Annotated in this window: 11 protein-coding genes; 9 read left to right on the top strand and 2 right to left on the bottom strand. The window is 55.3% G+C overall.

Translation table 11 applies throughout. From position 1 onward, the window contains the following. Position 1: 1 nt before the first annotated feature. The 7 genes from G163CM_RS22420 (at position 2) to G163CM_RS22390 (ending at position 6,517) form a co-directional block, all read left to right on the top strand. Positions 2–1,156 (top strand): beta-ketoacyl-[acyl-carrier-protein] synthase family protein, encoded by a 1,155-nt coding sequence (locus G163CM_RS22420; RefSeq protein WP_231826333.1) that lies wholly within the window; start codon positions 2–4, stop codon positions 1,154–1,156. Continuing rightward, complete coding sequence (locus G163CM_RS22415; RefSeq protein WP_231826332.1) at positions 1,153–1,629, top strand: hotdog family protein; 477 nt, start codon at positions 1,153–1,155, stop codon at positions 1,627–1,629. The genes G163CM_RS22420 and G163CM_RS22415 overlap by 4 nt, the downstream gene beginning before the upstream one ends. Then, positions 1,626–2,357, top strand: a complete 732-nt coding sequence (locus tag G163CM_RS22410; protein ID WP_231826331.1) for a 3-ketoacyl-ACP reductase FabG2 — start codon at positions 1,626–1,628, stop codon at positions 2,355–2,357. Before G163CM_RS22415 ends, G163CM_RS22410 begins: the two co-directional genes overlap by 4 nt. Continuing rightward, positions 2,354–3,583: a beta-ketoacyl-ACP synthase gene (locus tag G163CM_RS22405; RefSeq protein ID WP_231826330.1), complete on the top strand. Its 1,230-nt coding sequence runs from the start codon at positions 2,354–2,356 to the stop codon at positions 3,581–3,583. Before G163CM_RS22410 ends, G163CM_RS22405 begins: the two co-directional genes overlap by 4 nt. A 2-nt stretch (positions 3,584–3,585) precedes the next feature. Beyond that, complete coding sequence (gene acpT / locus G163CM_RS22400) at positions 3,586–4,110, top strand: 4'-phosphopantetheinyl transferase AcpT (protein ID WP_231826329.1); 525 nt, start codon at positions 3,586–3,588, stop codon at positions 4,108–4,110. Between the two features lie 275 nt (positions 4,111–4,385). Beyond that, complete coding sequence (locus G163CM_RS22395) at positions 4,386–4,841, top strand: DUF1398 family protein (protein WP_338050294.1); 456 nt, start codon at positions 4,386–4,388, stop codon at positions 4,839–4,841. A 488-nt stretch (positions 4,842–5,329) separates the two neighbouring features. Beyond that, positions 5,330–6,517, top strand: coding sequence for a multidrug effflux MFS transporter (locus tag G163CM_RS22390; RefSeq protein WP_231826328.1), 1,188 nt, complete (start codon positions 5,330–5,332; stop codon positions 6,515–6,517). A gap of 32 nt (positions 6,518–6,549) precedes the next feature. On the opposite strand, the gene G163CM_RS22385 is transcribed toward G163CM_RS22390, so the two are convergent. Together G163CM_RS22385 and G163CM_RS22380 are read right to left on the bottom strand one after the other, a co-directional pair. Next, positions 6,550–7,578: an alpha/beta hydrolase gene (locus G163CM_RS22385; RefSeq protein WP_231826327.1), complete on the bottom strand. Its 1,029-nt coding sequence runs from the start codon at positions 7,576–7,578 to the stop codon at positions 6,550–6,552. 3 nt (positions 7,579–7,581) lie between these two features. After that, positions 7,582–8,751 carry an MFS transporter gene (locus G163CM_RS22380; protein WP_231826326.1) on the bottom strand — a complete coding sequence of 390 codons (1,170 nt, stop codon included), beginning with the start codon at positions 8,749–8,751 and terminating at the stop codon, positions 7,582–7,584. 188 nt (positions 8,752–8,939) lie between these two features. On the opposite strand from G163CM_RS22380, the gene G163CM_RS22375 reads away from it, so the two are divergent. Both G163CM_RS22375 and fhuE read left to right on the top strand, forming a co-directional pair. Further along, positions 8,940–9,833, top strand: coding sequence for a LysR family transcriptional regulator (locus G163CM_RS22375; RefSeq protein ID WP_231826325.1), 894 nt, complete (start codon positions 8,940–8,942; stop codon positions 9,831–9,833). A gap of 190 nt (positions 9,834–10,023) precedes the next feature. Then, positions 10,024–12,228 (top strand): ferric-rhodotorulic acid/ferric-coprogen receptor FhuE, encoded by a 2,205-nt coding sequence (gene fhuE / locus G163CM_RS22370; RefSeq protein ID WP_231826324.1) that lies wholly within the window; start codon positions 10,024–10,026, stop codon positions 12,226–12,228. The last annotated feature ends 65 nt before the right edge of the window (positions 12,229–12,293 follow it).

Raw genomic sequence — 12,293 nt, 5'->3', positions numbered from 1 at the left:
TATGATTTTTATCTCTGCCGTGGGCATGATTAACGCGCTGGGTAACAACGTGCCTGAGGTCGCCGCGAACCTGACGCGCGGCATCGCGCCGGGAATGCGTGCCCGTGCGGGCTGGTTGCAGGGCAATTCAGATGCCGTTTTTGGCGGCGTAGAGGCGGGACTGCCCGATATTCCGGACACCTTTGCCGAACATCGCAGCCGCAATAATCAGCTCCTGCTGGCAGCGCTGGCACAGATCCAGCCGCAGGTAGATGACGCGATTGCCCGCTATGGCCGCGAGCGCATTGCCGTGGTGATGGGCACCAGCACCTCCGGGCTGGACGAAGGCGATAAACATGTCAGCCAGCAGCATCCCCGGTGGCGCTACGCACAGCAGGAACTGGGCGACCCGTCGCGATTTCTCAGCCACTGGCTGGCGCTCGATGGCCCGGCATTTACCCTTTCTACCGCCTGTTCATCCAGTGCGCGCGCCATTATTAGCGGTCGCCGTCTGATTGAAGCGGGTTTAGCGGATGTGGCGATTGTTGGCGGTGCGGACACCTTGAGCCGGATGCCGATCAACGGCTTCAACAGCCTGGAGTCGCTCTCAGCCTCGCGCTGCCAGCCTTTTGGTCGCGATCGCAGCGGCATTACCATCGGGGAAGGCGCGGGGCTGATGCTACTGACCCGCGAGCCGCAGCCAATCGCGCTGCTGGGCGTGGGCGAATCGAGCGATGCGTGGCATATGTCGGCTCCGCATCCTGAAGGCGAAGGCGCAATTCGCGCGATTCTTCAGGCGCTGAAAGAAGCGAAGCTCGCGCCGCAGGACGTGGGCTACATCAATATGCACGGCACCGCCACGCCGCTGAATGACAAAATTGAATCGCAGGTGGTGAATCATATCTTCGGTGATACGGTTCCCTGTAGCTCCACGAAGCATCTTACCGGGCACACGTTAGGCGCGGCGGGCATCACCGAAGCAGGTATTGCCATGTTGATTTTGCAGCATAACCTGCCGCTGCCACCGCAGGACTTCAGCCAAATGCCCGTCGATGACACACTGCCGCCCTGCGGCCTGCTTCACGCCTGTGCACCGCTGGCGCGCCCGGTGATTCTTTCCAACTCTTTCGCCTTTGGCGGCAACAACACCAGTATTTTGTTAGGACGATGTTCATGAGCCACTACTTACCGCCCGCGGACTATTTGCCGCACGACGCGCCGATGTTACTGCTTGAACAGGTTTCCGCTGTTGGCGAAAACGACGTTCAGTGTCAGGTGTCGGTGAATCCTGCGGGCGTGCTGGCGCCGTTTCTTGATGCGTCGGGCAACCTGCCCGGCTGGTACGCGCTGGAACTGATGGCGCAGACGGTCGGCGTCTGGTCCGGCTGGCATCGTCAGGATGATGGCGAGCAACAGCTGACGCTGGGCATGGTGCTCGGCGCGCGTGAACTGGTGTGCGAGGCAGGCTCTTTTCCTGCGCACGCCACGCTGGATATTCACGCCCACCTGCTGATGCGCGACAGCCGTTTTGGCAGTTTCGAATGCACAATAATGATTAATAACACCGTGGCCGCCACCGGCCGCGTCAACACATTCCAGCCGTCGACCGAAGAGTTAACGTCGCTGTTTCAGCAGGGAGAAAACGCATGAGCCGTTCCGTTCTGGTCACCGGCGCCAGCAAAGGCATTGGCCGGGCTATTGCCCTTCAACTGGCCGCTGATGGCTTTACCCTTGGTGTTCACTATCATCAGGATGAACCCGGCGCGCGCGAAACGCTGGCCGCCATTGAGCAGGCTGGCGGCAAAGGGCGATTGCTGCGCTTTGATGTGGGCGATCGCGCCCAGTGCTTAGCGGTGCTGGAAGAGGATATGGCCGAAAACGGCGCGTGGTACGGCGTGGTGAGCAACGCCGGAATTACTCGAGATGGCGCATTCCCGGCGCTGAGCGAAGAAGACTGGGATGCGGTCATTCACACTAACCTCGACAGCTTCTACAACGTGATTCACCCCTGCATCATGCCCATGATTAGCGCGCGTAAAGGCGGGCGAATCATCACGCTGTCGTCCGTTTCCGGCGTGATGGGTAACCGCGGGCAAGTGAACTACAGCGCCGCCAAAGCGGGGATCATCGGGGCCACCAAAGCATTGGCAATGGAACTCGCGAAGCGCAAAATCACCGTCAACTGTATCGCGCCGGGGTTGATTGACACCGGAATGGTTGCAATGGAAGAGGCCGCGCTAAAAGAAGCCATGGCGATGATCCCAATGAAACGCATGGGTCAGGCCGAAGAGGTCGCCGGGCTGGCGAGTTATTTAATGTCGGACATCGCGGGCTACGTCACCCGGCAGGTGATTTCGATCAACGGAGGCATGTTATGACACGTCGTGTCGTGATCACGGGCATGGGCGGCGTCACCGCTTTCGGCGAAAACTGGCAGGACGTCTCGCGCGGGCTGCTGAATTATGAAAACGCCGTCCGTCATATGCCGGAGTGGCAGATCTACGCTGGCCTGCATACCCTGCTGGGCGCGCCCATTGATGACTTCACGCTGCCCGCCCATTACACCCGCAAGCGCATCCGCGCCATGGGCCGCGTGTCGCTGCTCTCTACCCGTGCCACTGAACTGGCGCTGGAGCAGGCCGGGCTGATTGACGACCCGGTGCTGACCAATGGCCAGACCGGTATCGCCTATGGTTCATCGACCGGCAGCACCGGCCCGGTGAGCGAATTCGCCACCATGCTGACCGAAAAGCACACCAATAATATTACCGGCACCACCTACGTGCAGATGATGCCGCACACCACGGCGGTGAATACCGGGCTGTTCTTTGGCCTGCGCGGGCGGGTCATTCCCACCTCCAGCGCCTGCACTTCCGGTAGCCAGGCGATTGGCTACGCTTGGGAAGCGATTCGCCACGGTTATCAAACCGTGATGGTCGCGGGCGGCGCAGAAGAACTCTGCCCCTCGGAAGCCGCCGTTTTCGATACGCTGTTCGCCACCAGCCAGCGCAACGATCAGCCGAAAACGACGCCCTCGCCGTTTGACCAGACGCGTGACGGGCTGGTGATTGGCGAAGGCGCCGGTACGCTGATTCTGGAAGAACTGGAACACGCGAAGGCGCGTGGGGCGACCATCTACGGCGAAATCGTCGGCTTCGCCACCAACTGCGATGCCGCGCATATCACCCAACCACAGCGCGATACGATGCAAATTTGCATGGAGCAGGCGTTGCAGATGGCGGGCGTCAGCGCTCAGCAGATTGGCTATATCTCCGCGCACGGTACGGCAACCGATCGCGGCGATCTGGCGGAAAGCCAGGCCACGGCGGCGATCTTCGGTGAGACCACGCCGATCTCCTCGCTGAAAAGTTATTTCGGCCATACGCTGGGAGCCTGCGGCGCGCTGGAGGCGTGGATGAGCTTACAGATGATGCGCGAAGGCTGGTTCGCACCGACCATTAACCTGACGCAACCTGATGAAGCCTGCGGCAAGCTGGATTACATCATGGGCGAAGCGCGTCACATTGACTGCGAATATCTGCAAAGCAATAACTTCGCTTTCGGCGGGATCAACACCTCGCTGGTCATCAAGCGCTGGGCATAAGCATGTATCGCCTGCTGCGCACAAAGATATCGGAATACATCGACGCTCAGGCAGCGGGACGCGCGCTGCTTGAACAGGCGATCTCCCCCGCCGTGATGCCAGAGATTGTTCGCAACACTAACGGCAAACCCGGCTTCGTTGGTGGATATCCGCTGTGGTTTAACATCAGCCACAGCGGCAATGACATTGTGCTGCTGCTGAGCGATGAGGGCGAGGTGGGCTGCGATATTGAAGTCATACGCCCGCGTAAAAATAGCCAGCGGATTGTTGAATCGGTATTCAGCCCCGGTGAACAGGCGCAGATTGCAGCGGCGGAAGATAAGCTCGTCGCGTTCTGGCAAATCTGGACGCGCAAAGAGGCGATGCTTAAACAGGCAGGCAGCCAGATTTGGCACATCGCCGATTTCGACAGTTGCTTGCCCGCACCGCTGTTTTTAACGCAACTTCGCGGGCCTGAGGATCAAATCGTGACGCTCTGTACTCCAACGCCCATTTCACCACAAGAAAACGATTTCATTGTTAAATAATAACGTGAATATCACTCTGATAAATAATACACCACTAAAGTATTATCATAATATTCGATGATATATAATACCTAAATTAGATCAAAAATCGATCATATGTATTAATGATGTTGATATATTCCATCAGGAATATGAATTAAAGAAACAAAGCGGAAACATGAAATTTGGTATAGTCATTTTTTGTGATAGAGATAACACAAATTTCAATTGTCTATGGATTCGTTTTGCCCGTATAGTGGCTCTCTGTTAGAAGATAGTTACCTTTACTTACTTTAATTAGCATTATTGTAACTATCGCAATCATTATTATTGAGGCACTGATTATTTTACGCACTCTATTTTCTGAGGCTCGAACGCAGATAACGCTGCATGAACTGATCAAAGAACTCGAAAAACAGAACATCGTTTTCTACGTTCATTTCGTCTCTACCGGAAACGTGACGCTTGTTGATAGCGAAGGAAATATTCGCATTATAGAAGGTGAGTACAGCCTCAAACGCGTCAATCTGCGGGCAAATGAAGATCTCATCCGCGCAGCGTCTCGCCGCCATTTTGCGGGCGAAATTGGTTATGAAGAATATTGTTCTCTGGTCGCCAGCGCCGGGGTATATAAGTGGATTGTCGATATAAAACAGATGACACGTAAATATGTCGGCTTATCCGATAAAGTGATTTTGAGCGAAGAGATAACGCCCGTTAATAGTAGTGAAGGCGCATGGCGTTATAATTAACCGCGTGATTATCGTAGGGGCAACCACATCCAGAGCCCATGCAAGATAAGCCAAATACCCGCACACGATAACGTAATTAACGAAACCATTTTCATTGAACCTCCCTGGCTCATTTCCATCGCAACTTTCCTTTTTTGCGCCAGACGATAAGGGATAAATATAAAAATCGCCTGATAAAAATGTCATCAGGCGATATTCTATAACAAAAAATGCACACCAGGATATACGTAATAATAATTACGCTTGGTTATTTTCTGTTACTTCGCCCAACGCAGGTTGAGAAGAATTGGCACTGATTCAGCGCCTGGCATCCTCCAGCGTAATCGTAAGCCTCGAGAGGAGATGCCGACATCAGCCTGAAGGCAGCATAAATTTCTGCACTTACGTGATTTATGATTTCGCCTCATAAAGGCTATCCGCTGGAGAGGGATTATTAACCAATAGCTTTCCGATATCCTTACCCTCTCACTTCTGCCGAACGGAAAATTATGAGTCACGCGCAACGCCAACCGGTAAAAACAACCGGACTGGTTTTTATTCTTATTCTGAGCGCCCTGATGGCGTTTACCTCCCTCTCCACCGATATTTATCTTCCTGCAATGCCCGTCATGGCGAATGAGTTACAGGGCAACGTCGAGCTAACAATTACCGGTTTTTTGGTCGGTTTCTGCATTGCTCAGCTTATTTGGGGGCCGATTAGCGATCATCTTGGCCGTCGCATTCCGCTGGTGATTGGGATGGTGCTGTTTGTCATTGGTTCGATTGGCTGCGCACTGTCTACCGATATTATGCAGATCGTTTTCTGGCGCGTATTCCAGGCGCTGGGGGCCTGCACCGGGCCGATGCTGGCACGTGCCATGATCCGCGACCTCTTCAGCCGTACGCGTGCCGCGCAGATGCTATCAACCCTGACCATCGTGATGGCGATTGCGCCCATTGTCGGGCCGCTGCTTGGCGGGCAGATGATTAAATTCGCCTCCTGGCATGCCATTTTCTGGCTGCTGGCCGTTATCGGCGTACTGATGCTCTGTTCACTCTATTGGCTATCGGAAACATTACCGCCAGAGCGACGCATAAAAGCCTCTATACGCGGCGCATTCGAAACCTATTACACACTGCTTTCGAATCGTAGCTTTATGCGATTTATCCTAAGCCTGACATTTTATTACGTCGCCGCTTACGCCTTTATTACCGGCTCACCGTTCGTCTATATCAGCTGGTTTCATATTGACCCACAGCACTATGGCTGGCTGTTCGCCATTAATATCGTCGGGGTGATGAGCATGAGCGCAGTGAACCGTCGCCTGGTACAACGCTACCCGCTGGAGACGCTGCTAAAACGCGCAGTCGGCGTTGCTACCCTTGCTGCCCTCGCGCTGGCGATGGGGACAAAACTCAACGTCGGCGGCGTCATACTGATTGTCGCAACGGTGTTTGTTTTCTTCTCGATGAACGGCATCATCGCCGCCACCGCAACAGCCGCTGCGCTGGATAGCGCACCACACGTAGCAGGTTCCGCATCAGCGCTGATTGGCGCATTGCAGTATGGCAGCGGAATTATCTCCTCGCTGCTGCTGGCGCTGTTCAGCGACGGCACCCCGTGGACAATGGGATGGATTATTGCGTTGTTTACGTTGTTGAGTGCAGGGATGGTAGTCAGAGCACAGATACGTTAAAAATGCCGCACCTTTCGGTGCGGCGCGGGTGCTTACTTCAGATTAGTTTTAAAGAATGCCGTCAGTTTGTCGAAGGGAATGAGATCGGTACGATCGTAGAGATCTACATGCCCCGCGTTCGGCACGATATACAGCTCTTTCGGCTGCCCGGCGCGTTGATAGGCATCTTCACTAAACTCCTTCGAATGCGCGCGATCGCCTGCAATAAACAGCATCGGACGCGGTGAAATCGTCTCGATATCATTGAACGGATAGAAATTCATAAACTTGCCAATGCTGCTTAACATCGGTTTGGTGGTCAGCTCTTCTTTCTCGCCTTTCGGCGTATAGCCGCCACGAGACGTGCGGTAGAAATCAAAGAATTCGCGCTGTATTTCTGGCGTGGAGTCATCCAGCTTGTTCACGGTACCCGGAATATAAACAGTATCGCCGCCTTTGTACTCGGCAAAGCGCTGCTCAATGGCCGTCTTAATCAACGCTTTGCGCTGTTCAACGGTCTGCGAATGCTTCAGGCCATTACGAAACGCAGCGCCCATGTCGTACATGCTGACGGTCGCTATCGCTTTCATACGCGGGTCGATTTTAGCTGCGCTAATCACAAAGCTACCGCTACCGCAGATACCCAGTACGCCGATGTTTTCCGCGTCCACCCACGGCTGCGTGCTGAGGTAATCAACTGCCGCGCTGAAATCATCGGCGTAGATTTCCGGCGAAATCATATGGCCCGGTTTGCCGTCGCTCTCACCCCAGAAAGAGAGATCGATGGCCAGCGTGACGAAGCCCTGCTCCGCCAGTTTTTGCGCGTAGAGGTTTGAACTCTGTTCTTTCACCGCGCCCATCGGATGCCCAACGATAATCGCCGGATGCTTCGTGTTTTTATCCAGCGTCTGAGGCATAAACAGATTGCCCACCACATTCATTTGATACTGGTTTTTAAAGCTGACGCGCTGCTGGGTCACGCTGTCGCTTTTGTAAAAATTGTCCGCTCCGCGTGACATATCCGCAGCGGAAGAGGCAAATGCGCTAATCAGTAAGCCCAACGCCAGTGTGACGTTTTTCATAGGTTAACTCCTGAGTGTGTGTTTACGTGAGGTTGTAAAAGTGATGACCGACGCGCAGAGCAAAACGCCAGCGCTCAGTGCAAAGGTGCTCTGCCAGCCGTGATGGTCGTACATCAGGCCACCCAGCGTTGATCCCAGGGCAATAGAAAGCTGAATGATGGCGACCATCACGCCGCCGCCGGCTTCCGCGTCATGGGGTAACGTTCGCGCGAGCCACGTCCACCAGCCTGTCGGGGCTGCGGTTGCGACCAGCCCCCAGGCGCCCAGCAGTGGCACGACGAACCAAAGCTGATGACCGAAAATCATCAGTGCGATAGCAATCGCCGCCATCAGCAACGGAATAAGAATTAGCGTGCGATAAATACCGTGTTTCAGCAGGTGACCCACTATCAGCGTGCCGATAAATCCCATCACGCCGATGATCAGCAGAACGACAGATAACGTGGTTCCTCTCACCTGCGTGATGCCCTCAAGAAAAGGACGCACGTAGGTGAAGAGCGTGAACTGGCCCATAAAAAAGAGCCCGCAAGCAAGAAGCCCCACCGCCACAACAGGACGTGCGAAGAGAGGAAGCGCCCTGCTGCGCTGTTGGCTGTATTGCATAGCTGGCAGGCTAAACCATTGCCAGATGAAGGCGGCAATCGCGACAGGCACCAGGCAGAAAAATGCGCCCCGCCAGCCCATCACGTCGCCGAGATAACTCCCAAGCGGCGCGGCAATCACCGTCGCCAGCGCATTGCCGCCGTTGAAAATGGCTAATGCGCGAGGCACCTGCGATTCAGGAACCAGACGGATCGCCGTCGCCGCCGACATGGACCAGAAGCCGCCAATGGCAATACCAATCAGCGCGCGCCCCACCATATAAACAACATAATTCGCGGCCATGGCGATCATCGCGCCAGAGAATGCCATCAGCGCAGTCATGCCCAGCAGCAGATATCGGCGATCCAGCCCTGCGGTGAGCCGCGAGAGCGTGAGGCTGGTGATGACCGCCAGCGCCCCGGAGATGGCAATGCCCTGACCCGCCAGCCCTTCCGTCACGCCTAAATCAGCCGCGATGGGCGATAACAAACTGACCGGCATAAATTCGGAGGCAATTAATACAAAAACACACAGCGTCATGGCATAAATGCCGCCCCAATGGGCGCGTTGAACGTCAGCCTGCAGAGCCATTATGTTTTACCTCCTGTTTTACCGGCTGTTTTCAGGCAAGCCGGGGCCGCACGTTATTCGCAGGAATAACGTCATTAAATTGGGGGGAATATTCGTTGCTGAAAATTTTACACGGCGAGCGTAGGATAACTAGCTAATGAATACTTAATAGGCTTATAAGCCATACTTATTAATCGGGCATTCTGACCATGAAACGTAACCTGAACGATCTGCTGTACTTTGTGACCGTGGCCCGCGAAGGAAGCTTCACCCGCGCGGCGGCGCTGTTGGGCGTCACGCAGCCAGCGATCAGCCAGGCGATTTCTGCGCTGGAAGCGCGGATGCAGATTCGCCTGCTCACCCGCACCACCCGCAGCGTGTCGCCCACGGCGGCGGGTGAGCGGTTGATGGCGTCAGTCGGTACGCGCATCGATGAAATCGAAGCCGAACTGGATATGTTGACCGAACTGCGCGACAAACCGGCAGGCACCGTGCGCATTACCTGCGGGCCCAACGTTCTGCGCACCACGCTGTTACCAAAGCTCACGCCGCTGCTGCGCGAATATCCGGATATTCACGTTGAGTTTGATGCCAACCACGGCTTTCGCGACATCGTGGCGGATCGCTTTGATGCAGGCGTGCGTCTGGGCGATACCATCGACCAGGATATGATTGCAGTGCCGATTGGCCCGAAGCTGCGCATGGCGGCGGTCGCTTCACCGGACTACTTTGCTCGTCATCCCGCGCCCACCACGCCCCACGAATTAACGCAGCATCAGTGTATTAATCAGCGTATGGTTAAATCCGGCGGGCTGTATGTGTGGGATTTCGATCAGGAAGGCGGTGATTTAAATGTCCGCGTCAGCGGGCAGCTTACGTTTAACACTTCAGAACACATCGTTGATGCGGCGCTGGCCGGTTTTGGTATCGCTTTCCTGCCTGAAGAAGAGTTTGGAACACACATTGCTGAAGGCCGCCTGATTCGCATACTCGAACCCTGGTGTTTGCCCTTCCCCGGTTACTATCTCTACTATCCCAGCCGTAAACAGCCTTCCCCGGCATTTTCCCTGGTGGTCGATGCGTTACGCAATAAACATCCCTGACGTTCTGCTGGCAATTTCCCTTATGTGAAAGCGGTTCCATAAAATCCGCTTACATCCATTTACATCTAAAACACTAATGCGTATATTTCTCATTCGCATTTTTATGCTCATTGATTAACTAAAAAAACAATCCCTGACGCGGCTAAGTACCGCTGTCGGGCAGTCCCGCAAACACACTTAAGGGTTTATCATGTCTTTCACTTATCAGACCCGGGAAACGCGTCGTCCGTTCGGATGCTCCCCTTCTTTGCTCGCCCTCTCCGTGGCGATGGCTTTCACGCCTGCGCTGTCATTTGCCGCCGCTGTGAACAGCGATGACACTATTGTGGTGGAAGAGAGCGCCACGCCGGGTGACGAAGGTCAGGACCAGGATTACAGCGTTAAAACCACCACCACCGGCACCAAAATGCTGCTGGTGCAGCGCGATATCCCCCAGTCGGTCAGCGTTATCAGCCAGCAGCGAATGAAAGATCAGGAGCTGAACTCGATTGAGGAAGTGCTGGATAACACTACCGGCGTGAGCGTTTCCCGCATCGACAGCCACCGTACTAATATTTTCTCACGCGGTTTCTTCGTCAGTAACTTTGCCTTCGACGATATGCCGACGTTCCTCGACGATCGCTGGAATTTTGGCGACACGGCGGGCGATACGGCGATTTTCGAGAGTATTGAAGTTGTGCGTGGCGCAGCCGGTTTGATGAGTGGCACGGGCAACCCATCGGCGTACGTCAACATGGTGCGTAAGCATGCCGATAGCCGCGAGTTTAAAGGCTCCGCTTCCGCCACTTACGGAAGCTGGGATAAACAACGTTATGTGCTGGACTTACAGGCCCCGCTGACCGAGTCCGGTGACGTGCGTGGCCGCGTGATTGCCGGGTATCAGGACAACGACAGCTGGCTTGAGCGCAATCACTACCGCAAAAAATTCATCACCGGCGTCGTGGATGCCGATATCACAGATTCCACCACCCTCTCGCTGGCCTATGATTACCAGAAGAGCGAAGAAGACAGCCCAACCTGGGGCGGCTTCCCTTCCCTGTGGAGCGACGGCAGCCGCACCGATTTCCGCCGTGAATTCAATACGGCCGCCGACTGGACCTATTCCAATGAAGATACCTCACGCGTATTTGCCAACCTGACCCAGCGTTTCGACAACGGTTGGGAAGCGAAGGTGAACGCCATGCATGCGGAAACCAATTTCGACAGCCGCCTGATGTATATCGACGGCTTCCCGGATAAAAATACCGGCCTGTATAACGGCGCACTGTACCAGGGCGCGTGGGGCGGCTGGAACCGCGGCGAGCGTAAACAGGACTCCGTGGACGCCTTTGTGCGCGGGGGTTATGAACTGTTTGGCCGCCAGCACCAGATAATGTTCGGCGGCAGCTACAGCCGTCAGCGCAACAATTACGACAACTCGTATCCGGTCACCGATAACTATGGGTTGATGGATGTCGGCAATATTCATAACTATGACGGCAAACTGGCGTATCCGGAGTGGTCTGACTGGGCGCTGTATCAGCGCGATATTATCCGCCAGAAATCGCTCTACACTGCGACGCGTCTCTCGCTGGCCGACCCGCTGAACCTGATCCTCGGCGTGCGCTGGACGGAATGGAGCGCCCATTACAATCTGGAGCGCAAACCGGACGAAACCCGCGACAGTAAATTCGATGACGTCACGCCATATGCGGGCCTGGTATATGACATCAATGATGAGTGGTCGGCCTACGCCAGCTACACCTCCATCTTCCAGCCAACCAGCAAGCGTAACGCTAACAGCGAGTTCCTCGACCCGACCACCGGGAAGAGCTATGAAGCGGGCGTGAAAGGTGACTGGTTTAACACCCGCCTGACCGCGACGCTTGCCGTATTCCGTACCGAGCAGGATAAAGTTGCTGTCAGCACCGGGCAGACCATTCCGGGCTCCGGCGGCCAGACGGCGTATAAATCGGTCGATGGCACCGTGAGTAAAGGCGTGGAATTTGAGATTAACGGCGCATTGACCGACCGTTGGCAGCTCACCTTCGGCGCATCCCGCTACATCGCAGAAGACGATGACGGCGTGGCGGTGAATCCGGAACAGCCGCGTACCACGGCGAAACTGTTCACCCGCTATCAACTGCCGATGCTGCCTGAACTGGCGGTCGGCGGCGGCGTGCGCTGGCAGAATAAAACCTGGCAGGACATTGCCGGGCCGAACGGCGATACCCGCATTAAACAGGGCGGTTATGCGGTGGTCGATCTCTTCAGCCGTTATCAGGTCACTAAAAACTTTGCCCTCCAGGCCAACCTGAACAACCTGTTCGACAAAGAGTATTACGACTATCTCGGCACTTACGGCGTGTATGGCGCGCCGCGTAACTTCTCGGTCAGCGGCACCTATAACTTCTGATCTCCCTCAACGGCACCGCCCGGTGCCGTTTTCCTTTCTTCTGAAATTCCGCCGCCAGGTTTGGC

The sequence above is a fragment of the Pseudocitrobacter corydidari genome, from assembly GCF_021172065.1.
GTDB classification, from domain to species: domain Bacteria; phylum Pseudomonadota; class Gammaproteobacteria; order Enterobacterales; family Enterobacteriaceae; genus Pseudocitrobacter; species Pseudocitrobacter corydidari.
Note: the sequence above shows the minus strand (reverse complement) of the source record. Positions and strands in the feature narration are given on the sequence as shown.